Origin of the sequence: Klebsiella spallanzanii (genome assembly GCF_902158555.1) — a bacterium.
Taxonomy (GTDB): Bacteria; Pseudomonadota; Gammaproteobacteria; order Enterobacterales; family Enterobacteriaceae; genus Klebsiella; species Klebsiella spallanzanii.
The window spans coordinates 406,086-429,029 of record NZ_CABGGS010000012.1; the positions used below are offsets into that span (position 1 = coordinate 406,086).

Consider the following 22,944-nt stretch of genomic DNA (forward strand, 5'->3'; position numbering starts at 1 on the left):
CGAATCGGTAATAATAAAAAACCTGCCTCAGGGCTAATGCCGATCGTTTAAGGATCGGTTGACCGATCCGCAGGCTGGTGTAAAAAGGGTTCATGTCTTTGCATGGACCCTTTTTAATGGAACTCCCACAAGCCCTCGGCATCATCAATCTCGCCTCTCCTGAGCAGGCCCGCAATCTTGCCGACCTCATTCCTGAAGACCTTATCCGTCAGGCACTGACCCTCTCCGACACCGTCACCCTGCGCAAACGTAAACTGCCCCTTGAGTCAATGATATGGCTTGTCGTCGGCATGTCCGTTTTCTGCAACCGCCCGCTGACTGAAATTGTTAATCTGATGGATATCGTGGACAGCTCCGGCTCACCGTTTACCGCCAGAAGCTCCGTCATTCAGCGTCGCAAGACGCTGGGTGAAAATGCTGTCAGGGAACTCCGGACTGCTGCACCACTGGCAGAATGCAGGTGAAAACCGGCACTGGCTGCTGCCGCTGAAAAAGAATGTGCAGTATGAGGTTATCCATAAACTGGGGCGACAGGACAGCCTGGTCAGAATCAGAACGACGCCGCAGGCGAAAAAACAATGGGCAGGGCTGCCGGAGGAAATCACAGCGCGGCTGGTGACAAGAAAAATAGACGGCGTGGAGCGGCAGATACTGACCTCACTGACAGATGACTGCCGTTATCCAGGAGCCGATGTAGCTGAGTTATACCGGCACCGGTGGGAAATTGAGCTGGGATACCGGGAGGCAAAGCAGGGACTTCTGTGCAATAGGTGGACACTGCGCAGCAGGTTACCGGAAATGGTGCGGCAGGAGCTGTGGGGCGTGCTGCTGACCTATAATCTGGTGCGCTATCAGATGGTCAGGATGGCGTTCCATCTGAAAGGAGATTATCTGCCGTACCAGTTGAGTTTTAGCAGTGCAATAACGGAGATGATGCGGTTACTGATAACGCGGCCGTGGGCCTCACCGGGAACCGTCCCGGGAGAACTGAAAAGGTTTTACGAGCAGGCGAAGCACTGTGTGTTGCCGTTAAGACGGGAACGAAGTTACCCGCGAGAGGTAAGGACAAAATGCAAAAAATATCCGGATAAAAAGGTTGCTGGTCACCTTAAGTGACCAGCATTAGCCTGCGGGCAGCTTTTTTATCAAACGCTAGACATAATCCAGAATTAAATAAAGAGGTTATAGGCCCTCCCAACTTCCGCTCTGGCACAAAGCGGACATCATCATTTTAAAATCTTAATGACGATAACTTGATGTGTAGCGTTTGCTATACATTGTCATTGTGCTACTCTGTAAAGCAAATGCTATACGGAGGTGTTTCATGAAATCAGATGTTCAACTCAACCTTAGGGCCAAAGAATCCCAGCGAGCACTTATTGATGCTGCTGCGGCTATCCTTCACAAATCACGTACAGATTTCATTCTGGAAATGGCCTGTAAGGCTGCCGAAGATGTTATCCTCGACCGCCGCGTCTTCAATTTTAACGATGAGCAATATGCAGAGTTCATCGATATGATTGATGCACCGGTGTCAGATGATCCCGCTATCGAAAAACTGCTGGCAAGGAAACCGCAGTGGGACGTGTAACAGCACCGGAACCTTTATCCGTTTTTCATCGGGTGGCGGAGTTTGTCTGCGGTGAAGCCGTACTCGATGACTGGTTAAAACAGAGGGGCCTCAAAAATCAGTCTCTCGGAGCGGCCCGAACGTTTGTGGTTTGTAAGAAGGACACCAAACAAATAGCAGGCTTTTACTCTCTTGCCACCGGGAGCGTCAACCATACAGAAGCGACAGGCAGCCTTCGGCGTAACATGCCAGATCCCATTCCGGTCATTATATTGGCCCGTCTGGCTGTCGATGTCTCATTCCGTGGAAAAGGGCTTGGTGCTGATTTATTGCACGACGCAGTGCTTCGTTGCCATCGGGTAGCCGAGAATATTGGTGTTCGTGCAATCATGGTTCACGCGCTTACGGAAGAAGCCAAAAATTTCTATATCCATCATGGTTTTAAACAATCGCAAACTCAGCAGCGGACATTGTTCCTGAAACTCCCTCAATAGAAGATGAAGACCAATACGGCCATACCGCTACTTAATTCGATTTGCAAGAAGGCGGCAAGTGAGAGAACCCCAGGAGCTTACTGAAGTAAGTGACTGGGGTGAGCGAGGGCCGCCAACGCACGTGCAAATTGAAGTATGACGGATATATTTTATTATTCACCTGGATGGTTCGTGATTCGCTATGTGAATTACAACTCAGGCAAGGAAATATTGAGCTGGTGGCGTTCTTGGCCTGTGAAATTAAACAGTAAGAGTGTCTGGTGGGGAATTATCCCCATCCTTCTTTTGGTGTTGAGTATTCTCAATGCACCCTTTCATTTCTCATCAAATAAATAATTTGCCTCCTGATATCAGGAGGCCTTTTTCTTTTTGCACGATCGTTTAATAAAACAGACTTGAAATCCCTGCCGCGATGTGGCTATCCTATGTCCCGATGAACCCCTCGTCTTACCGGAGAGCACACGCCAAATGAACAAACACGACTGATGAATTTCACGCCTTGCTGAGCGCTATTTGCGAGCAGGGGAAGTATTGATTTCATTCAGGAGTGCTTATGGCTTATTGTGCCCAGTCCCCCTCTTTTATTTTGCATCAGGTCACCTGTCAGTTTGCGACGGGAGATACGCTTTTTGGTCCGCTTAATTTATCGCTGGAAGGTTCCCCCTGCGGCCTTGTTGGGCGCAATGGCGTCGGCAAAACCCGGTTACTGCGTTTGCTGGCAGGCCTGGAGTCGCCGTCCAGTGGCCACATTGAGCCTATCGCTTCAGTCGGTTATGTTGCGCAGCAGTTAGTGATTACCCCAGATATGACGCTGGCGGAATTGTTGGGCTTCGGTTCCATTTTTTCTGCTCTGGATCGCCTTGAGCGAGGCGAAGGGCGTGCTGACGATCTTGAACATCTTGATGGTTATTGGAACCTTCCCGATCGTTTGTACACAGGATTTATGGCAGCTGGTTTAGGTGAGTTTTCCCCCGAACGGCTGGCCTCTTCGCTGAGTGGTGGCGAACGGGTGAAGGCGCAGCTCATCGGGATATTTCTCTCCAGCGTAGATTTTCTTCTGCTTGACGAGCCTACTAACCATCTCGATCGCCAGGGCCGCCAGTGGCTCTATGAACAGCTTGAGCAGTGGCGCGGTGGGGCGCTGATTGCCAGCCATGACCGGGAATTGTTGGCGTTAATGCCGCGTATTCTTGAACTGACGCCTGCGGCTCTGCGCAGCTATGGCGGCAACTATGCGGATTATCAGCAGCAGCGAGATGTGGAGCAGCAGGCTGCCCGCGCCGCTCTTGAGCATGCCGTTACTGAACGACGCCGCACTCGTGCTCGAATGCACAAAGAGCACGATGCCTGCCAGCGGCGTTCCGCACAGACGCTGCGCACTGTCGATACGCTAAACATCGCTTCATTCGAGCGGGTTGCTTACAAAGGGGCCGCAAAGGAGCGTCCTGGCGCCCTTAAGCGTCAGCATCGTGAACAAAGTCGTGTACTCAACGATGCGGTAGTGCAGGCGCGGGAGCGGGTGGAAGAGGATAGCCCGGTAATGTTCACGTTGCCTGGTAGCCAGGTTGCGATGGGAAAACAGGTGCTGGAACTGGAGGCGTTACAGCTGGCGCATACGGATATGGCACCATTGAGCTGGCGCCTTGATGGGGCGATGCGTGTTGCGCTACGTGGCCCCAACGGCTGCGGTAAGACCACGTTGCTTAAAACGTTGCTGGGCCTGGAGCCTCCGCTGTCGGGGAGCTGTCGCTTATCGGTTAACGCGGCGTATCTGGATCAACATCTGACCCAGTTGGACCTGTCGCTGTCGGTGATGGTGCACCTGAATCTCGGCGATACTCCACTGGAAGAAGGTGTGCTGCGCAGCCAGCTGGCGCAGCTTCAGCTGGCTGCGGACAAAGTCCACTTACCGTTATCGGCCCTGAGCGGAGGCGAAAGACTGAAGGCGGCGCTGGCCTGCGTGCTCTGGCGACGGGACGCTACGCAGTTATTGCTATTAGATGAGCCTACTAATCATCTCGATCTGGCATCGACTCAAGCGATTGAAAAAGCATTAGGCGCGTTTCCCGGCGCAATGCTGGTGGTGTCGCATGATGAGACATTCCTGCAGAACTTAGGGCTAACGCATTGCCTGGAGTGGCGAGAATCTGGCTGGTACGCCAGCGTGCTTTGAGTCAATGCAAGGGCCAGCGCTTTGGGAATCCATTTATATTAGTCTGATAAAGAGAAAGGTTATTATTAGCGCTAGTGCCTCACTCGGCAGAAAAGGCCGATATGAATAACCTCATTTTAAAATTGATCGTTTTTTATCAGCGCGTTATCTCGCCGCGCAAAGGGTATCGCTGCGCCTATGGTGTTTTACATCATACGCAGGGATGCTCCGGGGCAGTAAAAGAGATTATCCAACGAAAAGGTGTGATTGGCGGGCGGAAAGAGATTCGTCAGCGTTTTGCTGACTGCCGGTTAGCCGCTGAAGCTTTGCAAAAGCAAAAACCTAAAGATGATTTGAAACGTAAGAAACGGCGTAGTCATTGCGATGTTTCGGGTTGTGACGGTCAGTGCTGTACTCATCTGGTACCGGATTCGCTGCCGGAGATTCCGTTGCCGGATTTTGGCTGCCCCTGCGACTGTGCTTCTCTGAGATTCAACGGTTATCGCAAATAAAAAATCCCCGCCGTTTGGCAGGGACTTTAGAATTCTGAGCTTTTTAAGCTTACAGGCTGGTTACGTTACCAGCTGCCGGGCCTTTAGCGCCGCTTTCGATGGTGAAGGAAACTTTCTGACCTTCGTCCAGGGATTTGTAGCCATCGTTCTGGATAGCAGAGAAGTGTACGAACACGTCTTTAGAGCCATCGTCAGGAGTGATGAAGCCGAAGCCTTTGTCAGCGTTGAACCATTTTACGATACCAGTCATTTTACCGGACATAGTGAATTACCTTTAAAAAAAATAAATGAGCCTTGCGGCGTTACGGTCTGGACTACAGATTTGAAGCGATAAAGGGAAAGTTCACTACCGGGGTATCAACGGATAACCTTTGAAGGACTGCTCTATTCGAATGCTCTGTGGTCTTTACATCAAACCTGCGAGCATTAACGCATTTTCACGGAGTGATAGCAAACTTTTTTTTCCGCGGCATAAAAACGGTCCTGAACAGGACCGCTGGCCGTACTCAAAATCATCAGTCAATGAGCTGTCTTGAAAGCTGTGGATTCGCCTGTATCAGACGCATCAGTTTTAGCTCAGTGATCGAGGGTTTTACGCGTCTTGATTCCCACTCTTTTACCATTGCTACGCTGACACCCATGGCATTGGCGAAATCATCTATCTTCAGCCCGGTGCCTCTGCGTAGCTGTTCAAATTCACTGAATGCGGCGGGCTTACGCGTCAGGGTGGCCGCCTGAGCCTGATCTTTAAAAATAATTTGTTCCAGGTTGCTCAGTAGTTCAAATGCAGGATCTTTATATTCCATTGAGAACTCCTCTCTTGCATACGGCGGAGGGTGAATTTTGTAGAGCCTCTTAAGAATAGTCGGAAAAAAATCGAAGAATTGTTGCTCAGGTGATTATTTGCCGACGTGGTTTCTTTGGGGGCTTTTTGAGCGGGATAAGGTGATGATTAATATCAGGACTGGTGGAACAGAAAATTATTGTAAACAGTTAAGAAAAAAAACAGAAAAGGCCAGCATGTTGTAGCTGGCCTGAAGATTACGCTTTTTGCATTTTTTCCACTTCACCTTGTGAAGCCATCGGTTGCCGCTGTCCCAGTTTATATTTAACCAACAGCGCGATGGCGGACAGAAACGCCGGAATCGCCAGCAAGGAGAATATCGTTTCAAAAGAGAGCTGGGCCTGCATTAAGAATGCACCGCTAAATGCGCCGAGAATGCCGCCAAAACGCCCAATACCTAACATCCAGGCAACACCGGTCGCGCGACCCTGAGTCGGGTAGAATCCGGCTGCCAGCGCAGGCATAGAGGATTGCGCGCCGTTCATAATGCTGCCCGCGATAAACACCATCACGCCCATCAGCAGCAGGTTATGGGTTGAGAAACCGACCAGACAAACGAATATCCCGGTCAGCAGCCAGCCGACGGCGACAACTTTGTTCGGGTTGATTTTATCCATCAGCGCGCCGAGGATCAGGACGCCAATACCACCACCTAACGGGAACAGCGCGGTAATGATCGAGGCCTGGCTCATGGTTGCGCCAGTTTCGCGAATCAGCAGTGGTAGCCAACTGGTCAGTAAATAGAAGATCAGCAGGCCCATAAAGTAGGTCAGGCAGAGCATAACGGTGCCGATGGCGTAGCGCGGTGAAAAAATCACCCCGATGGCCGATTTCTCTTTTACTTGTCCTGCTTCGCGTAGCTCAAACTCCACTTGTTCGGGAACCGGAGCAATACGGCGCAGGATAGCGGCAATGCGCTGAGCGGGCTGCTTTTTGATCACCATATATCGCGCTGATTCCGGCAGCAGAAAGATCAGCACCACAGCCAGTAGCAGCGGCATCACGCCACCAAGCACCAGCACGCTTTGCCAGCCGTAGTGGGGAATCATCCACGCGGAGAGAAACCCGCCCAGCGACGAGCCCATCGGAAAGCCGACGAACATCAGGTTGACCATCAGCGCCCGACGGCGCTCGGGGGCATATTCACTCATTAGCGTCGCGGCGTTCGGCATGGCGGCACCCAGCCCAAGACCGGTTAAAAAACGCAGCAGCGTCAGTTGATTGAGGCTGGTGGCAAAGGCGGTCATCAAGCTGAAGCCGCCGAAAACTACAATGGACATAATCAGGACTTTCTTACGTCCGACGCGGTCGGCCAGCGGTCCGGCTGTCAGCGCACCGACGGCAAGCCCCACTAAAGCGGCGCTCATCACCGGGCCTAACGCCGATTTTTCGACGCCCCATTCCTGCACCAGGTCAGAGGCGATAAAGCCGATTATCGCGGTATCGAATCCGTCCATCGCGACGGTGATAAAACATAAGGCCAGAATCATCCACTGGTATTTCGTGAAGGGATGTTCATTGATAAAAGCCTGAATATCGATGGTTGTTTTCTTCATGCGGCATTCCTGGCAGGCAGAGCGGGGGACAGAGATAGATTATTATTATCTCCCTCGCGGGCGTTGATGTTGTTTGTGCGATTATCGAACGAACTGCCGTTAATCGCTCATTTAATGAAATCATCGAATGCTGATTCAGGCAATGTGGGCTGGCCGGTAAGCGTGCGATTATCGTCCGCTTTGCAGGACAGAAGGGAATGGGTTTGAATTAATGATAATAAAAACAGTTTATTACATAAATTATCCGAAGGCGGAATGATAGCGGTAATTGTGATGAACTTAACAGACGATATTATTGCGCGCTAAAACAGCGATAACCGGCATTTTAAGGCGGAAGATTGTCAGGAAAAGGTATCCTGCAAGGCCGACCTGGACTATCCTTGTCAGCGTCTGGCACGTGTGTGCCTGTTTGCGCTTTTTTTGGCTGAAAGGAGTAAAAAAATGGCGACAGGAAAGTCCTGCTCTCGCTGGTTTGCGGCTATTGCAGCCCTGTTAATGGTGGTTAGCCTGAGTGGGTGTTTTGATAAAGAAGGCGATCAGCGTAAAGCGTTCATCGACTTCCTGCAAAATACGGCAATGCGTAGCGGCGAACGTCTGCCGACGCTGACCGCCGATCAGAAAAAACAGTTTGGGCCTTTCGTTTCCGACTACGCGGTGATTTACGGCTATTCACAGCAGGTGAGTCAGGCGATGGATGCCGGTCTGCGCCCGGTGGTTGATAGCGTGAACGCGATTCGCGTACCGCAGGATTATGTGACCCAGCGCGAGCCGCTGCGTCAGGCAAACGGCGCGTTAGGCGTCCTGAGCCAGCAGCTGGAAAACGCAAAAATGCAGGCGGATGCCGCCCACGGTGCGCTGAAACAGGGCGACGATCTGAAGCCGGTTTTTGACCAGGTTTATAATAAGGTCGTGACCGGTCCGGCGAATGCGCTACAGCCGCTGATTCCAGCCGCACAGGTATTCACCCAGCAGCTGGTGCAGGTAGGTGATTTTGTTGCTCAGCAGGAGGCGCAGGTCAGCTTCGTGGCGAACGGTATTCAGTTCCCGACTTCGCAGCAGGCCAGCCAGTACAATACGCTGATTGGGCCGCTGGCCGCTCAGCACCAGGCCTTTAATCAGGCGTGGACCGCAGCGGTTAACGCGACTCGCTAACCGTTTGACAAACCGGGCAAGGCGCAGACCTTAGCCCGGTTTTTGTTTCTCACTTCACCTGCGGGTTCACGCAGTTCTTCTCTACCTTGCCGTTCAGGGCGTCGATCAGGTTATCCACCGCGCAGGCCGCCATGTTGTAGCGGGTTTCATGCGTGGCTGAGCCGATGTGCGGCACCGCAACGACGTTCGGCAGACTCAGCAGCGGAGAGTCTTTTGCCAACGGCTCTTGCTCAAACACATCCAGCCCGGCGGCATAAATTTCACCTTCCTGCAGAGCGGTGATCAACGCTTTCTCGTCAACCACCGGACCGCGTCCGGCGTTGATAAAGATGGCGGAAGATTTCATTTTGGCAAACTGCTCTTTACCAAACAGGTGATGGGTTTCTTCGGTCAGCGGCAGGATCAGACAGACAAAATCCGCTTCCTGCAGCAGGGTGTCGAGATCGCAATAGCGGGCGTTAAAGCGCTCTTCCGCCTGCGGGTGCTGGCGGCGAGCGTTATAGAGAATCGGCATGCCGAAACCCGCATGCGCGCGCTGGGCGAGCGCCATCCCGATACGTCCCATGCCGACGATACCAAGGGTTTTATGGTGAACATCGTTACCAAACCAGTCCGGACCGATGCTTTTGGTCCACTCTCCCGCCTTCACGCGGTTGGCCACTTCAACTACCCGACGCGCGGTGCTTAACACCAGCGCCATCACCGTATCAGCGACGGTTTCAGTCAGCACGGTGGGGGTATGCATCAGCAGCACCTTGCGCGCATTCAGCGCATCGACGTCAAAGTTGTCATAGCCGACGGAGATGGTCGAGGTTGCACGAAGCTTCGGCATTTTCTCCAGTAACGCGGTATCGACTTTTTCGCTGGAACCCAGCAGACCTACCGCTTCAGCAAACGCGGCGGCGTGCTGAGAAACGGTCTCCGGACTCAGGTTTTTGACCTGAGTGACGGTAAAGTGTTGTTCCAGACGTTGTTGCAGGTCGTCGGGAAGCGTTTTGTAGAGAATAACTGACGGCTTCATGCGGTTCTCCGTTGCGTTAAGGTTTCAGGCGTGACGTGCGCCAAGCGGAAGTTTTTGATTGTTAGCAGGCTTAACAATCAGAGTAAGCCATACCGAGGCGAAAAGCGCCACTCCCATAAAAATGTACGATGCTGACGGGCTGCCGGTGGTGCCGTTGAGATAGCCCACAAACCATGAACCGAAGAAGGAACCGAGTGCCCCCATGCTGTTGATCAGCGCCATTGCGCCCCCGGCTACGTTACGCGGCAGCATTTCAGGGATGATGGCAAAGAACGGTCCATACGGGGCATACATCGCCGCACCGGCAATCACCAGCAGGGTGTAAGAAACCCAGAAATGGTTCGCACCGACGGCCCACGAGCCGATAAAAGCGAAGGCGGCAATTAACAGCAGCGGCCAGACGAACAGCTTACGGTTCTGCATTTTATCGGAGGCCCACGACACCACGATCATCGCGATGGTTGCCGCCAGATAAGGAACGGAAGAGAGCCAGCCCACCTCGACCATGCCCATATTTTCGCCGCCGCTGCGGATGATAGAAGGCAACCACAGCACGAAACCGTAAACCCCGATGCTCCAGGCGAAATACTGCATGCACAGCAGGATAACATTGCGCGAGCGGAAGGCTTCCCCGTAGTTGCGCACCGGTTTGATACCCTGCTGTTCACGCTCCAGTTGCTCCTGCAATGCGGCTTTTTCACTCTCCGCCAGCCAGTTGACCTGCGACGGTTTGTCTTTGACCAATACCCACCAGCAGAATGCCCAAATCACCGCCGGGACGCCTTCAATAATAAACATTTCCCGCCAGCCGAAGGCCTGAATCAGGTAGCCGGAGACCACCGACATCCACAGCACCGTGACCGGGTTGCCGAGGATCAGGAAGGTATTGGCGCGCGAACGTTCAGATTTAGTAAACCAGTTGCTGATGTAAATCAGCATCGCCGGCATCACCGCCGCTTCAACGACGCCAAGAATAAAGCGGATTGCCGCCAGCGCGGGGATGTTGTGCACCATCCCGGTCAGTGAGGCGCAGCCACCCCACAGAATCAGGCAGATAAAAATCAGTTTGCGTACGCTGCGGCGTTCGGCGTAAATCGCACCGGGGATCTGAAAGAAGAAGTAACCGAGGAAGAACAGCGCCCCCAGCAGGGAGGAGACGCCCTTGGTAATGCCTAAGTCTTCAGTAATACCGGCCGCCGAAGCGAAGCTGAAGTTAGCGCGGTCAAGGTATGCCAGGCTATACGTGATAAACACGATAGGCATGATGTACCACCAGCGTTTTGTTGCATTCGTCGAACTATTCATAGGTTTGCCTCTGTTAGTGAGGTGACGCTCATCATAGAAAAGATCTGTTACGCCGCGCTGCATGTAGGGTACAGGACGGCCGTGACATTGTGCTGAATCTGCTTACTCGCCCAGCGCCTCACGGGTGGGTAATCCTTCGCTATCGCCCTGGACCTGAATAGCCAGTGAGCCGATTTTGTTTCCGCGTTTTACCGCCTGCGGTAGCGGTTTGCCTTCCAGTAGAGCGCTAATGACCCCAACGGCAAAACCATCACCCGCGCCGACGGTATCGACGACGTTATCCACTTTTACCGCCGACACGGCCCCTTGTTCGCCATCGGCGGTTTTATACCAGGCGCCGTCGGAACCGGTTTTAATGATCACCGCGCGAACGCCGCGGGTGAGGTAGAAGTCAGCGATGGCTTCCGGCGTTTGCAGACCGGTCAGAATCATGCCTTCTTTTAAACCCGGCAGAACCCAATCGGCCTGAAACGCAAGTTGGTTAAGCTTCTCGACCATTTCGGCTTCGCTTTTCCACAGCGTTGGTCGCAGGTTGGGGTCGAACGAAATCGTCTTTCCCTGAGCCTTCATGGTACGGGCCGCGCGATCCAGCAGGGCGTATGAGCTTTCCGACAGCGCGGCAGCCACGCCGCTTAAATGCAGGTGACGAGCGCTGGCGAAATAGGCTTCGTTAAAATCATCCGGCGAAAGATGGCTGGCGGCGGAACCTTTGCGGAAATATTCCACAATGGGATCGGTTCCATTTTCGACTTTAGATTTCAACTGAAAACCGGTAGCGAAGCGGCCATCTTTGCTTACGCCGCATGCGTCGATACCCTCTTTTGCCAGTGAATTGAGGACGAAGCGGCCAAAGCTATCCTCGCCGACGCGGCTCACCCAGCCGACGCTTAAGCCCAGGCGGGCCAGGCCGGTGGCGACGTTCAGCTCCGCGCCCGCCACGCGTTTCATAAAATGTTCGACATCAGCCAGTTCACCGGTTTCGGTAGCGACAAACATCGCCATGGCTTCGCCTATCGTGATGACATCTAACGCTTTCTGCATAATTTAATCCTTGCGTAACAGGTTGACGTAGCGGCGGGTCACGGCCGTCAGGTCATGGCCAGTCAGCGGAAATTCAATCCCGCGCGGAGCATCGGCGGGCAGATTGTCGAGCAGCGCCAGCCAGCGGTCGGAAGCCTCGTCCGGCGGTACGGCGCGAAAATGCGAATGGTGCGGCTCGGCTGCCTTGACGTGTATATAGCTGACGGCAGGAGCCAGCTGGCGCGCGGCCTCTTCCGGCGAGTCGCCGACCCACAGCCAGTTGCCCATATCAAAGGTCAGGGTGATCGGCAGTTGGTTAACCCGGCAGACGGCTTTGAAGCGCTGCATTGGCGCCAGCTGGCCGCAGTCGGTTTGATCGTTTTCCACCACCAGCGCCATTCCGCTCTCTCGCAGAATATCGCGCAGGGTTTCCAGATCATTGTTATGGGTAAAGTGGCCCAGCGAGAGCTTCAGCCATAGCGCGTTAAGGGTTTGTGCTTCCTGCAAAAATTCGGAAAGGCGCGGATTGAGCGAGCCGTCTGCGGCAAACAGGGATTCTGGCGCGGAATAGCAGGCCAGCAGGCCGTGGCGCTCAATATCTACAGCAAGTTCTGGCAGGCGGTTCAGTTCATCCGCGCTGAACAGCTCACGGCGGATCTCTACGCCATCCGCGCCGGAACCGGCGATAAACGGTAGCACGGCGGACTGCCCGCCAAGCGTCTTAACATGGTCGTTTCCGTACGCGGCGGTAACGACAATAATTTTTCTGGCCATCCCAACACTCCCGGCGATTATCTAATATACCCGTCATACTTCAAGTTGCATGTGTGTTGGCCGCGTTCGTTCACCCCAGTCACTTACCAGAGTAAGCTCCTGGGGATTCGCTCACTTGCCGCCTTCCTGCAACTCGAATTATTTAGGGTATGCGTTGCTTATTACGCTAAATGGTATCGGTTCCAAAGCAAAGGCCGGGATGTTCAATTTATGATCGCCATCACGAAGGATCGTTAGCGGGAGGTGGAGCCTCTGACGATCAGCTCCCCGGAAAACACCCGTTCACGGACCGGGTCGTTGCTGCCTTCAATGCGGCGCACCACCTGCTCAACGGCGGCGAAGCCAATCTGCCAGGTCGGCTGTTTGAGAGTGGTAATCCCCACGCCCGCCAGCTCGGCCCACTCCAGCTCATCGAAGCCCAGCAGGCCGATATCGCTACCCCAAATCAGGCCAATACGCTTAAGAGAGCGCGCAACTTGCAGGGTCAGCGCGCCGTTGGCGGAAATCACCGCTTTGCGCATTCCGCGATGATGGGAGTGGAAGTGGCGCAGGACGTTATCCAGCATTGCACCATCGTTCAGGGGGACTTCGGCGTTTTCCGCGACGATACCGGTATGGCGTTGGAGGGTGTTGCGAAAGGCGCTCAGACGCTCGCGGCGAGTGTTGACCGAGCCTAAGGGTTCGCTGAGGAACAGCAGGGCCTCGAAGCCTTTTTCCACCAGATGTTCGGTGGCGGTGGTGGCCGCCTGAGCGTTATCCAGCCCGACGACATCGCAGGCGAATTCCGGAATTTTGCGGTCGATAAGCACCATCGGCAGCGCCGACTGCTGTAGCCGGTTTAGACCGTCTTCACGCATCCCGACTGCGTTGACTACGATCCCCTCCACCTGGTAGCTGCGCAACAGGTCGAGATAGTGCAGCTCCTGGTCCAGCTCGTTATTGGTGTTACACACCAGCAGAGTGAAGCCCTTTTCGCGGCAGGCGGCCTCGATGCCGCTGAGCACGTTGACGGAGTAGGGGTTGGTGATATCAGCGATGATCAGGCCAATCAGCCGGGTGCGGCCATGCTTCAGGCCGCGGGCCATCAGGCTGGGGCGATAATCGAGTTCGGCAATCGCTTTTTCAATGCGCGCCAGTAAATCGTCGGAAAGCAGATGCTTTTCGCCGTTCAGATAGCGTGAAATGCTGGTTTTGCCGGTCTTTGCGGCTTTCGCCACATCGCTGATGGTTGCTCGCGCCGCTTTCGCCATGGTGGCTTCCTTTGCTGAAATCTGCACACACCTTAGCGCGAAAATCCGCTATATCAAGCATTTTGCCCGGCGAGTACCGGGCAAAGGAGGGTTACTGCAGCGGGCTAAGGGTGATTTCGACGCGACGGTTCTGCGCCTTACCTTCTGCGGTGCTATTGCTGGCGACCGGATTAGCCGGACCCATCCCGGTGGTGCGGATGCGGTTTGCCGCCACGCCCTGGGTGATCAGCGCGCTGGCGACGCTGTCGGCGCGCTGCTGGGAGAGGCGCATATTCAGATCCTGGCTGCCGGTGCTGTCGGTATAGCCAACGACGTTAACCGCCGTCTTTTCATACTCTTTCAGCACCATCGCTACGCCGGTCAGGGTATTCGCACCCGCCGGTTTCAGGTTGGTGCTGCTGCTATCAAAGGTCACATTGCTTGGCATATTCAGCACGATGTTGTCGCCATTTCGCGTCACGCTCACCCCGGTTCCCTGCATTTTTTCGCGCAGTTTCGCTTCCTGCACGTCCATGTAGTAACCGATGCCGCCGCCCAGCGCCGCCCCGGCTGCTGCACCGATCAGCGCGCCTTTACCACGGTCATGTTTTGAGGAGGAGAGTGCGCCAATACCCGCGCCGACTAACGAACCGACACCTGCGCCGATGCCGGATTTACCCGCCTCGCGCTCGCCGGTGTAAGGGTTGGTGGTACAGCCTGAGATGACCAGTGTGCCGCTAACGATAGCCGCAATCATGAGTACGCGTTTTTTCATCTTATTTCCTTAATCCTTTTTATTCTTTGCCACAGCGACCGTGACGGTTGATTATGACGCCCGAAGACGGAGAAAATTCCGCAGAGAGCATCTCAATTTGTAAATAACATTGAACGGCTGAATAACAGGCCGTCACGACACCTGCTATCGCTGACCAGGAGCCCGCTTTGCCAACCTCATCTGCAATCAAAACCATCCTCACCGCCGCCCACTGGGGGCCCATGCTGGTTGAAACGGATGGCGAAAATGTCATCTCATCGCGTGGGGCGATTGACACGCCTTTCGCTAACTCCCTACAAACCGCAGTACGCGACCAGGTGCATAGCAAAACTCGCGTGCGTTATCCGATGGTGCGTAAAGGGTTTCTCGCTTCGCCGGAGCGTCCGCAGGGCGTGCGCGGCCAGGATGAGTTTGTGCGGGTAAGCTGGGAGCAGGCGCTGGATTTGATTCACGCTCAGCATCGGCGTATTCGTGATAGCTATGGCCCGACATCTATCTTCGCTGGCTCCTATGGCTGGCGATCCAACGGCGTATTGCACAAAGCGGCGACGTTGCTTCAGCGCTATATGAGCCTGGCGGGCGGCTATACCGGACATCTGGGGGATTATTCCACCGGCGCAGCGCAGGCGATCATGCCGTACGTGGTTGGTGGCAATGAGGTTTATCAGCAGCAGACCAGCTGGCCGATGGTGCTGGAACATAGCGATGTGGTGGTGCTGTGGAGCGCCAACCCGCTGAATACGCTGAAGATTTCCTGGAATGCTTCTGATGAGCAGGGGATCCCGTGGTTTGACCGACTGCGCCAGAGCGGCAAGCGGGTGATCTGCATCGATCCGATGCGATCGGAGACGACGGCATTCTTTGGCGATGCGGCGGAATGGATCGCCCCGCATATGGGTACCGACGTTGCCTTGATGCTCGGTATCGCCTATACGCTGGTGGAAAACAGCTGGCAGGATGACGAGTTTCTGGCCCGCTGTACCAGCGGCTACGACGTTTTTGCCCGCTACCTGACCGGGGAAAGCGACGGAACGGTAAAAACGGCGGAGTGGGCAGCGGCGATCTGCGGCATTAGCGCGGATAAAATTCGCGAACTGGCAAAACTTTTCCACGAAAATACCACCATGCTGATGTCCGGCTGGGGGATGCAGCGTCAGCAGTTTGGCGAACAAAAGCACTGGATGCTGGTGACGCTTGCCGCGATGCTCGGTCAGATTGGCACCGAGGGCGGGGGCTTTGGCCTTTCCTATCACTTTGCCAACGGCGGAAACCCTACGCGCCGCGCGGCGGTGCTGGCTTCAATGCAGGGCTGCATAGAAGGAGGGACCGACGCGGTAGAAAAAATCCCGGTCGCGCGCATCGTTGAAGCGCTGGAGAACCCCGGCGCGGCTTATCAGCACAACGGTATGGAAAGACGTTTCCCGGATATTCGCTTTATCTGGTGGGCGGGCGGTGCCAACTTTACCCATCATCAGGACACCAATCGGCTAATCCGCGCCTGGCAGAAGCCGGAGCTTGTGGTGATTTCCGAATGCTTCTGGACCGCGGCGGCGCGCCATGCCGATATCGTGCTGCCTGCGACCACCTCATTTGAACGCAATGATATGACCATGACCGGTGATTACAGCAACCAGCATCTGGTACCGATGAAGCGGGTGGTCGCGCCGCGTGATGAAGCACGCGATGATTTTGATGTTTTTGCTGACCTTAGCGAACGCTGGGAGGAGGGCGGGCGAGAGCGCTTCACCGAAGGTAAAAACGATGTGCAGTGGCTGGAGACGTTCTACCAGATTGCCGCCCAGCGCGGCGCGGCGCAGCAGGTGACGCTGCCGCCGTTCGCCCAGTTCTGGCAGGCGAATCAGTTGATTGAAATGCCGGAAAATCCAGAAAACGCGCGTTTTGCCCGTTTTGCCGCCTTCAGGGCCGATCCGCAGGCAAACCCGCTAAAAACCGCCAGCGGTAAAATTGAGATTTACTCGTCGGCCATCGCCGGATTTGCCTATCCGGATTGTCCGCCGCATCCCATGTGGCTGGAGCCGGATGAGTGGCACGGCAACGCGCAGGAAGGTCAGCTACAGGTGCTTTCTGCGCATCCGGCGCATCGCCTTCACAGCCAGCTCAATCATACGTCGTTGCGCGAGCAGTACGCGGTGGCGGGCCGTGAACCGTTAACCATTCATCCGCAGGATGCGCAGGCGCGCAATATCGCCGATGGCGATCTGGTTCGGGTGTGGAATTCACGCGGCCAGGTGCTGGCCGGTGCGGTGGTGACCGACGGCATTCGTCCAGGGGTCATCTGTTTACATGAAGGGGCGTGGCCCGATCTCGATGCCCAGGCGGGTATCTGCAAAAACGGTGCGGTGAACGTCCTGACCAAAGACATTCCGACATCGCGCCTGGGTAACGGCTGCGCCGGCAATACGGCGCTGGCCTGGCTGGAAAAATATACCGGGCCCGCGCTTACGCTGACGGCATTTGATCCGCCGACCAATGCATAATCCAGGTGGGATGCTGGGTTTCATCCTGCCATGCGCAGTCTTCAATGCGAAAGCCCTGCGCATGGTAGAAATTCACCGCCTGAACGTTTTTCTGGTACACCTCCAGGCTTAGCCAGCCGTAGTACTTTTTGACTTCATTGACTAACGCGCTGCCGATGCCCTGCCTGGCGGCATCCGGCGCGACGAACAGCGCGCCGATAAAGCGCGACTCCATCACGCTGATAAAGCCCTTTAATACGCCATCCTCTTCCCATACCCATGTTTGGGCTGCGGGCAGATAAACGTCGCGCACTATCGGCAGACTGTCATGCCAGTAGCTTTCGGCGATAAACGGGTGCGCGTAGATCGTACTTTCCAGCCATAGCCCAAGCAGCGGACCGGTTTCGTTAGCGTCCCAATTGCGGATCATCCTGGCCTCCGGGGTGGCAGAAGCAGCCGGTGACGTGGTCATTGACCAGACCGCAGGCCTGCATAAAGGAGTAGCAGATAGTCGAGCCGACGAACTTAAAGCCGCGCTTTTTTAACGCTTTTGATAGCGCGTCAGAAGCTGGAGTGGTTGTCGGGATCTCCGCCAGCGTGGCGGCGTGAGTCACCTGTGGATGATTGTCGACGAATGACCAGACGAAATCTGCGAAAGGCTCGCCATTTTCTTCCATCGCCAGGAAGGCGCGGGCGTTGCCGATGATGGCCTGAATTTTACCGCGATGGCGAATAATACCGGCGTCCAGAACCAGACGCTCAACGTCTTCTTCACTCATTGCTGCGACGCGAACCGGATCAAACTGGTGAAAGGCGCGGCGGTAGTTTTCACGCTTTTTCAGCACGGTTATCCATGACAGGCCAGCCTGCTGGCCTTCAAGGCAAATCATTTCAAACAGCTTGCGCGGGCTCTTTTCCGCAACGCCCCATTCGCTATCGTGGTACGCAATGTATAAAGGATCCTGACTGACCCATCCGCAACGTTGCATCTGCCTCTCCCTTTTGTCATAAAAGTTGACTGTTCACCTTGACGGCTGAAAGATAAAGATAATAGTTAATACAGGGTTATTATTCCCAATACAGGGATATACCCGTCATACTTCAAGTTGCTTATGTGTTGGCTACGCTCACTCACCCCAGTCACATAGTTATCTATGCTCCTGGGGGTTCACTCCCTTGCCGCCTTTAAGCAACTCGAATTATTTAGGGTATAGGACACCCCATAAAAAACACAGCAACCTTGCCGTTTCGGCTCTTTTTGGAGTCGCATTAATGATAATAAAGAAATGCAATGGCCTCCGGGGGTTTATCATCCCGGCGTGCGTATCCGTCTGGGCGTCGTGTGTTGCCAGTGCGAATGCCTGGCAACAGGAATATATCGCTATCGATACAAAAAGTAATACTGCAGAACGCTATACATGGGACAGCGATCACCAACCGCGCTATGAAGATATCCTCGCGGAAAGGATAAATGCGTCCGACGATCCTGCTGGCCTGGCGTTCAATCAGGCGGTATCGCCGCCGGATAACGTACGTGGCATGAGCGTTGGCTGGAACTTCGCCGTGGCAAACGGTATCACCTCTGGCCCGGTGGCCAGTTTACGTAGCGATCTGACGTCGCCACCTGATTCCCGTAATGCTACCGGAACTGGCTACGTGAACACGCTGGGCTGGCGGGTCGATTATCAGGAACTGTGGGGGGTTCACCCGTGGGCGCAGGTGAGCTATAACCAGGCGCTCTCAGCCGATCCTGTGGGCGCGAACCGCACGCAGGACGGAGCCTGGCGAGATGTAACCTTCGGTGCAGATATGTCGCTCAATTCACATCTTGCCGCCTGGGCGGCGCTGTCGCAGGCGGATAATTTGCCCACCGGGGCGAATTATCTCTACCTGATGGGGGTGAGCGCCAATTTTTAATTTATCCGCATCATGTATGATGCAATTATTTAACTTATCAATCACAGGAATGAAGCACCTTCCTGTGATAGCAGGTACTAACTTTTTGTAAATTATTTAAGGAGTGAATGTTTTTCAATGTCATTCATTCCGCCTTTAATGCATTTCATTCCGTGGTGACGGCAGCTCATGCCTTTTTCCCCCTGGCTTACTGGGGACTTCGTTATTGTGGCGGCAGTTAATTATTCAGGACAACTGCTATGAACGCTGCAAACCGTCAATATACCCGCTGGCTTACGCTGCTCGGCACCATCATTACGCAATTTGCGCTGGGATCGGTTTATACATGGAGCTTGTTCAATAGTTCTCTTTCCAGCAAGCTGGACGAACCGGTGAGCCAGGTGGCGTTCTCATTTGGTCTGCTAAGCCTCGGACTGGCGCTCTCTTCATCCGTCGCAGGTAAATTACAGGAACGTTTCGGCGTCAAACGCGTCACCATGGCGTCCGGCGTTCTGCTGGGCCTGGGGTTCTTCCTTACCGCTCATTCGAACAGCCTGATGATGCTGTGGCTGAGCGCGGGCCTGCTGGTGGGTCTTGCCGACGGCGCGGGCTACCTGTTGACGCTGTCAAACTGCGTCAAATGGTTCCCGGAACGTAAAGGGCTGATTTCTGCCTTTTCCATCGGCTCTTATGGTCTCGGTAGTCTTGGCTTTAAATTTATTGATTCCCATCTGCTGGCGACGGTCGGTCTTGAGAAAACTTTTATTATCTGGGGCGCTATCGTGCTGGTGATGATTGTCTTCGGCGCGACGCTGATGACGGACGCCCCGAACCATACCGCCACCGCAAGTAATGGCGTTGTTGAAAACGACTTTACCCTCGCCGAATCGATGCGTAAACCGCAGTACTGGATGCTGGCGGTGATGTTCCTGACCGCCTGCATGAGCGGCCTGTACGTGATTGGTGTGGCGAAAGATATTGCTCAGGGGATGGTACATCTTGATGTGGCGACGGCTGCCAATGCGGTCACAGTGATTTCAATCGCGAACCTTAGCGGTCGTCTGGTGCTGGGTATTCTGTCCGATAAAATGTCCCGTATCCGGGTGATTACCATCGGTCAGGTGGTGTCGCTTATCGGTATGGCTGCGTTGTTGTTTGCTCCGCTGAACGCTACCACCTTCTTCGCCGCCATTGCCTGCGTGGCCTTTAACTTTGGCGGAACGATTACCGTCTTCCCATCGCTGGTCAGCGAGTTCTTTGGTCTCAATAACCTGGCGAAAAACTACGGTGTGATTTATCTGGGCTTTGGTATCGGTAGTATCTGTGGCTCGCTGATTGCCTCGTTGTTCGGCGGTTTCTATGTGACGTTCTGCGTTATCTTCGCGTTGCTGATTCTCTCTCTGGCGCTGTCCACCACCATTCGCCAGCCGAAAAGCGAAGTTTACAACGAGGCGCATGCCTGAAACCGCGCTGTGTGATGGAACAGAGGATTAATCACCTAAGCTAATAGTGCCAATCCAACCAAATGTTTTGTAAATGTTTGGTTGGATCACATTCCCTCCTGATACTTTTTCCTTCCGCTGTGGTCTACTTAGCGCGCTTTGTAGAGGTTTCTTATAACCAAGCTAAACGCACTTTATTAACCTGCTTACTTATATCGTTTAAGTTGGGCGGTTTTATCTCTTCGTTTTCCAGGTTTTCTTGCATGAAATACATTAAAACGATGACGCAGCTGAAGCTCAGTATCTGGCTGGCGCTGTATATCGGCTGGTTTATGAACGCTGCCGTATTCTTCCGTCGTTTCGGGGGCTATGCTCAGGAATTCACCATCTGGAAAGGACTCTCAGGTGCAGTCGAGTTGGTGGGTACCGTCCTGGTTACCTTCTTTCTGCTGCGTATTTTGTCGCTATTTGGGCGCAGGGTCTGGCGGATCCTCGCGACTATCGTCGTCATCTTCTCCGCCGCCGCCAGCTATTACATGACTTTCCTGAATGTCGTTATTGGCTACGGGATTATTGCGTCAGTGATGACCACCGATATTGACTTGTCCAAAGAGGTGATTGGCTGGCATCTGATTCTCTGGCTGGTACTGATGAGCGCGCTGCCGCTGCTGCTTATCTGGAGTAACCGCTGCCGGTTCACGCTGCTGCGGCAAATTCGTACGCCTGGTCAGCGGATGAAGAATATTACTATCGTGGTGCTGGCGGGTTTGATGGTCTGGGGACCCATTCGCCTGCTGGAAGTGCGTCAGAAGAACTTTGAACGTAGCTCAGAGGTCGACTTACCTAGCTATGGCGGAGTGGTGGCTAACTCCTACCTGCCGTCTAACTGGCTTTCGGCGCTGGGGCTGTATGCGTGGGCGCAGGTTGATGAGTCTTCAGATAATAAATCCCTGATTAACCCGGCGAAGAAATTCACCTATGTTGCGCCAGAAGGGCTGGATGACACCTATGTGGTGTTTATCATCGGCGAAACCACCCGCTGGGATCATATGGGCATTCTGGGCTATAACCGCAATACTACGCCTAAGCTGGCGCAGGAGAAAAACCTGGTCGCCTTCCGCGGGTATTCCTGCGATACCGCCACGAAGCTGTCGCTGCGCTGTATGTTCGTGCGCCAGGGCGGGGCGGATGATAACCCGCAGCGGACGCTGAAAGAGCAGAACGTGTTTGCCGTCCTGCATCAACTTGGCTTTACCGGCGACCTGTATGCGATGCAGAGCGAGATGTGGTTCTACAGCAACACAATGGCTAACAATATTGCCTATCGCGAGCAGATTGGCGCCGAGCCGCGCAACCGGGGTAAGAGCGTTGACGACATGCTGCTGGTTGACGAGATGCAGCGCGGGTTGGCGAAGAATCCAAACGGTAAGCATCTGATTATTTTGCATACTAAAGGCTCGCACTTTAACTATACCCAGCGCTATCCGCGCAGCTTTGCGCAATGGCAGCCGGAGTGCGTTGGCGTTGATAATAAATGTTCAAAGGCTGAGTTGATTAACTCGTACGATAACAGCGTGACCTACGTCGATCATTTTATCGTCAGCGTGCTGGATCAACTGCGGGATAAGAAAGCGATTGTTTTCTATGCGGCCGACCACGGCGAGTCAATCAACGAACGCGAGCACCTGCACGGTACGCCGCGCAAGATGGCCCCGCCGGAGCAGTTTCGCGTGCCGATGCTGGTATGGATGTCGGATAAGTATCTGGAGTCCCCTGACCACGCCGCCTCCTTTGCGCGCCTGAAGCAGCAGGCGGCAATGAAGGTGCCTCGTCGTCACGTGGAGCTGTATGACACCATTATGGGCTGTCTTGGCTACACCTCACCGGATGGCGGGATAAACGAGTATAACAACTGGTGCCACGTGCCCGGCACCGCTGCTGCGAAGAAGGAATAGCCCAATGGCGAGTTTCTCGCCGCTTGAATGACTTTTTCATAATAAGGCATTGACGGGTGTGCATCTCAGCAGTAAGATGCGCCCCGCATTCGGTGATTGGCGCAGCCTGGTAGCGCACTTCGTTCGGGACGAAGGGGTCGGAGGTTCGAATCCTCTATCACCGACCAAATTCGAAAAGCCTGCTCAACGAGCAGGCTTTTTTACATCTGTAGTCAAGAGGATGAGAACCTCCGGGGGAAGAGGTTCGACTCGAGCGACGCGAGAGAACGTTGCGTCAGCAACGGCCCGCAGGGCGAGCCACGCAGTGGCGAGTCATCCTCTATCACCGACCAAATTCGAAAAGCCTGCTCAACGAGCAGGCTTTTTTACATCTGTAGTCAAGAGGATGAGAACCTCCGGGAAATTCAGCCTTTCTGCGCTCTGTTCCCGGAGGCGGTGCTACGCACCTGTCCGGGCTACCGGCCCGTAGACGACAGTGAACCCGTAGCCCGGGCAGGCGCTTTGCGCCGCCCCCGGGAAGATACCGATCGCACCAGACTGTAAAAAAACTCGCCCATCACCATTTCCTGCCGCCAATTCCCTATTTTGTGACATCTTCCATTGTATTTTTTTATATATAGTCCGATCTTTTTTCGCGAAGCTTATGGATAACTTCAGCATTTTACGCTGTGCGTTTTAACGTTCGCGCTATTTATCGCTCACATATTGGTCACATCGCAAGAAATTTTTACCATTTCCCATAATTGCATATCACTGCCTGTCGAAAAATA

Annotated in this window: 20 protein-coding genes, 1 tRNA gene, 1 other RNA gene and 2 pseudogenes; 13 read left to right on the forward strand and 11 right to left on the reverse strand. The window is 54.2% G+C overall.

The window, feature by feature from the left end; all coding sequences use genetic code 11:
- The first annotated feature begins 116 nt into the window (after positions 1–116).
- The 6 genes and pseudogenes from FN082_RS13100 to yidD all read left to right on the forward strand — a co-directional run bounded on the left by FN082_RS13100 (position 117) and on the right by yidD (position 4,728).
- Positions 117–1,116, forward strand: a pseudogene (locus FN082_RS13100) (IS4 family transposase).
- 208 nt (positions 1,117–1,324) lie between these two features.
- The gene (locus tag FN082_RS13105) at positions 1,325–1,591 is read left to right on the forward strand and encodes a type II toxin-antitoxin system TacA family antitoxin (RefSeq protein WP_142981727.1); all 267 of its coding nucleotides are present in this window, start codon (positions 1,325–1,327) and stop codon (positions 1,589–1,591) included.
- Positions 1,579–2,064 carry a GNAT family N-acetyltransferase gene (locus tag FN082_RS13110; protein ID WP_142981729.1) on the forward strand — a complete coding sequence of 162 codons (486 nt, stop codon included), beginning with the start codon at positions 1,579–1,581 and terminating at the stop codon, positions 2,062–2,064. Before FN082_RS13105 ends, FN082_RS13110 begins: the two co-directional genes overlap by 13 nt.
- A gap of 146 nt (positions 2,065–2,210) precedes the next feature.
- Positions 2,211–2,315, forward strand: a pseudogene (locus FN082_RS13115) (Hok/Gef family protein); the annotation flags it as partial.
- 302 nt (positions 2,316–2,617) lie between these two features.
- On the forward strand, positions 2,618–4,237 hold the full coding sequence (locus FN082_RS13120) for an ATP-binding cassette domain-containing protein (protein ID WP_139538305.1): 1,620 nt from the start codon (positions 2,618–2,620) through the stop codon (positions 4,235–4,237).
- Positions 4,238–4,338: 101 nt separating this feature from the next.
- Positions 4,339–4,728, forward strand: a complete 390-nt coding sequence (gene yidD, locus FN082_RS13125) for a membrane protein insertion efficiency factor YidD (protein WP_139538304.1) — start codon at positions 4,339–4,341, stop codon at positions 4,726–4,728.
- 49 nt (positions 4,729–4,777) lie between these two features.
- On the opposite strand, the gene cspE is transcribed toward yidD, so the two are convergent.
- From cspE to FN082_RS13140, 3 genes are all read right to left on the reverse strand, one after another.
- The gene (gene cspE / locus FN082_RS13130; protein WP_000014594.1) at positions 4,778–4,990 is read right to left on the reverse strand and encodes a transcription antiterminator/RNA stability regulator CspE; all 213 of its coding nucleotides are present in this window, start codon (positions 4,988–4,990) and stop codon (positions 4,778–4,780) included.
- A gap of 253 nt (positions 4,991–5,243) precedes the next feature.
- The gene (locus tag FN082_RS13135) at positions 5,244–5,534 is read right to left on the reverse strand and encodes an HTH-type transcriptional regulator (protein WP_139538303.1); all 291 of its coding nucleotides are present in this window, start codon (positions 5,532–5,534) and stop codon (positions 5,244–5,246) included.
- A 235-nt stretch (positions 5,535–5,769) separates the two neighbouring features.
- Positions 5,770–7,128 (reverse strand): MFS transporter, encoded by a 1,359-nt coding sequence (locus FN082_RS13140; RefSeq protein ID WP_142981733.1) that lies wholly within the window; start codon positions 7,126–7,128, stop codon positions 5,770–5,772.
- A 441-nt stretch (positions 7,129–7,569) separates the two neighbouring features.
- Here FN082_RS13140 and FN082_RS13145 point away from each other — a divergent pair, with 441 nt between their 5' ends.
- A complete protein-coding gene (locus FN082_RS13145; protein WP_139538301.1) occupies positions 7,570–8,280 on the forward strand; it encodes a DUF3053 domain-containing protein in 711 nt (236 codons plus the stop codon).
- Between the two features lie 49 nt (positions 8,281–8,329).
- Here FN082_RS13145 and ghrB read toward each other — a convergent pair whose 3' ends face one another.
- The 6 genes from ghrB to FN082_RS13175 all read right to left on the reverse strand — a co-directional run bounded on the left by ghrB (position 8,330) and on the right by FN082_RS13175 (position 14,404).
- Positions 8,330–9,301, reverse strand: coding sequence for a glyoxylate/hydroxypyruvate reductase GhrB (gene ghrB / locus FN082_RS13150; protein ID WP_139538300.1), 972 nt, complete (start codon positions 9,299–9,301; stop codon positions 8,330–8,332).
- Positions 9,302–9,325: 24 nt separating this feature from the next.
- The gene (locus FN082_RS13155; protein WP_139538299.1) at positions 9,326–10,606 is read right to left on the reverse strand and encodes an MFS transporter; all 1,281 of its coding nucleotides are present in this window, start codon (positions 10,604–10,606) and stop codon (positions 9,326–9,328) included.
- A 102-nt stretch (positions 10,607–10,708) separates the two neighbouring features.
- Positions 10,709–11,647 (reverse strand): sugar kinase, encoded by a 939-nt coding sequence (locus tag FN082_RS13160; protein ID WP_139538298.1) that lies wholly within the window; start codon positions 11,645–11,647, stop codon positions 10,709–10,711.
- A 3-nt stretch (positions 11,648–11,650) separates the two neighbouring features.
- The gene (locus FN082_RS13165) at positions 11,651–12,400 is read right to left on the reverse strand and encodes a sugar phosphate isomerase/epimerase family protein (protein WP_142981735.1); all 750 of its coding nucleotides are present in this window, start codon (positions 12,398–12,400) and stop codon (positions 11,651–11,653) included.
- A gap of 233 nt (positions 12,401–12,633) precedes the next feature.
- Positions 12,634–13,650 (reverse strand): LacI family DNA-binding transcriptional regulator, encoded by a 1,017-nt coding sequence (locus tag FN082_RS13170; RefSeq protein ID WP_139538296.1) that lies wholly within the window; start codon positions 13,648–13,650, stop codon positions 12,634–12,636.
- Between the two features lie 91 nt (positions 13,651–13,741).
- Positions 13,742–14,404, reverse strand: a complete 663-nt coding sequence (locus tag FN082_RS13175; RefSeq protein WP_142981737.1) for an OmpA family lipoprotein — start codon at positions 14,402–14,404, stop codon at positions 13,742–13,744.
- 167 nt (positions 14,405–14,571) lie between these two features.
- On the opposite strand from FN082_RS13175, the gene FN082_RS13180 reads away from it, so the two are divergent.
- On the forward strand, positions 14,572–16,902 hold the full coding sequence (locus FN082_RS13180) for a molybdopterin guanine dinucleotide-containing S/N-oxide reductase (RefSeq protein ID WP_142981738.1): 2,331 nt from the start codon (positions 14,572–14,574) through the stop codon (positions 16,900–16,902).
- Here FN082_RS13180 and FN082_RS13185 read toward each other — a convergent pair.
- Entirely contained in the window at positions 16,865–17,311 is a 447-nt protein-coding gene (locus FN082_RS13185; protein ID WP_139538293.1) for an N-acetyltransferase, read from the reverse strand. The two genes, FN082_RS13180 and FN082_RS13185, sit on opposite strands and share 38 nt — an antisense overlap.
- On the reverse strand, positions 17,289–17,870 hold the full coding sequence (gene tag, locus FN082_RS13190; RefSeq protein WP_139538292.1) for a DNA-3-methyladenine glycosylase I: 582 nt from the start codon (positions 17,868–17,870) through the stop codon (positions 17,289–17,291). Before tag ends, FN082_RS13185 begins: the two co-directional genes overlap by 23 nt.
- Positions 17,871–18,153: 283 nt before the next feature.
- On the opposite strand from tag, the gene FN082_RS13195 reads away from it, so the two are divergent.
- The 5 genes from FN082_RS13195 (at position 18,154) to FN082_RS13215 (ending at position 22,506) form a co-directional block, all read left to right on the forward strand.
- Positions 18,154–18,798 (forward strand): autotransporter outer membrane beta-barrel domain-containing protein, encoded by a 645-nt coding sequence (locus FN082_RS13195; RefSeq protein ID WP_142981740.1) that lies wholly within the window; start codon positions 18,154–18,156, stop codon positions 18,796–18,798.
- Between the two features lie 239 nt (positions 18,799–19,037).
- Positions 19,038–20,240, forward strand: coding sequence for an L-lactate MFS transporter (locus FN082_RS13200; protein ID WP_142463732.1), 1,203 nt, complete (start codon positions 19,038–19,040; stop codon positions 20,238–20,240).
- Between the two features lie 242 nt (positions 20,241–20,482).
- The gene (gene eptB / locus FN082_RS13205; RefSeq protein WP_139538289.1) at positions 20,483–22,174 is read left to right on the forward strand and encodes a kdo(2)-lipid A phosphoethanolamine 7''-transferase; all 1,692 of its coding nucleotides are present in this window, start codon (positions 20,483–20,485) and stop codon (positions 22,172–22,174) included.
- Positions 22,175–22,264: 90 nt separating this feature from the next.
- Positions 22,265–22,341, forward strand: a tRNA-Pro gene (locus FN082_RS13210).
- Positions 22,342–22,373: 32 nt separating this feature from the next.
- Positions 22,374–22,506, forward strand: a non-coding RNA gene (locus FN082_RS13215) — RtT sRNA.
- Positions 22,507–22,944: the final 438 nt, after the last annotated feature.

Excerpts from the sequence above, each read along its gene's own strand:
- eptB (WP_139538289.1), top strand. The coding sequence starts at position 20,483 with ATGAAATACATTAAAACGATGACGCAGCTGAAGCTCAGTATCTGGCTG.
- cspE (WP_000014594.1), bottom strand. The coding sequence starts at position 4,990 with ATGTCCGGTAAAATGACTGGTATCGTAAAATGGTTCAACGCTGACAAA.
- FN082_RS13175 (WP_142981737.1), bottom strand. The coding sequence starts at position 14,404 with ATGAAAAAACGCGTACTCATGATTGCGGCTATCGTTAGCGGCACACTG.
- FN082_RS13120 (WP_139538305.1), top strand. The coding sequence starts at position 2,618 with ATGGCTTATTGTGCCCAGTCCCCCTCTTTTATTTTGCATCAGGTCACC.
- tag (WP_139538292.1), bottom strand. The coding sequence starts at position 17,870 with ATGCAACGTTGCGGATGGGTCAGTCAGGATCCTTTATACATTGCGTAC.
- FN082_RS13155 (WP_139538299.1), bottom strand. The coding sequence starts at position 10,606 with ATGAATAGTTCGACGAATGCAACAAAACGCTGGTGGTACATCATGCCT.
- FN082_RS13165 (WP_142981735.1), bottom strand. The coding sequence starts at position 12,400 with ATGGCCAGAAAAATTATTGTCGTTACCGCCGCGTACGGAAACGACCAT.
- yidD (WP_139538304.1), top strand. The coding sequence starts at position 4,339 with ATGAATAACCTCATTTTAAAATTGATCGTTTTTTATCAGCGCGTTATC.
- FN082_RS13170 (WP_139538296.1), bottom strand. The coding sequence starts at position 13,650 with ATGGCGAAAGCGGCGCGAGCAACCATCAGCGATGTGGCGAAAGCCGCA.
- FN082_RS13200 (WP_142463732.1), top strand. The coding sequence starts at position 19,038 with ATGAACGCTGCAAACCGTCAATATACCCGCTGGCTTACGCTGCTCGGC.
- FN082_RS13145 (WP_139538301.1), top strand. The coding sequence starts at position 7,570 with ATGGCGACAGGAAAGTCCTGCTCTCGCTGGTTTGCGGCTATTGCAGCC.
- FN082_RS13160 (WP_139538298.1), bottom strand. The coding sequence starts at position 11,647 with ATGCAGAAAGCGTTAGATGTCATCACGATAGGCGAAGCCATGGCGATG.
- FN082_RS13195 (WP_142981740.1), top strand. The coding sequence starts at position 18,154 with ATGATAATAAAGAAATGCAATGGCCTCCGGGGGTTTATCATCCCGGCG.
- FN082_RS13135 (WP_139538303.1), bottom strand. The coding sequence starts at position 5,534 with ATGGAATATAAAGATCCTGCATTTGAACTACTGAGCAACCTGGAACAA.
- ghrB (WP_139538300.1), bottom strand. The coding sequence starts at position 9,301 with ATGAAGCCGTCAGTTATTCTCTACAAAACGCTTCCCGACGACCTGCAA.
- FN082_RS13105 (WP_142981727.1), top strand. The coding sequence starts at position 1,325 with ATGAAATCAGATGTTCAACTCAACCTTAGGGCCAAAGAATCCCAGCGA.
- FN082_RS13185 (WP_139538293.1), bottom strand. The coding sequence starts at position 17,311 with ATGATCCGCAATTGGGACGCTAACGAAACCGGTCCGCTGCTTGGGCTA.
- FN082_RS13140 (WP_142981733.1), bottom strand. The coding sequence starts at position 7,128 with ATGAAGAAAACAACCATCGATATTCAGGCTTTTATCAATGAACATCCC.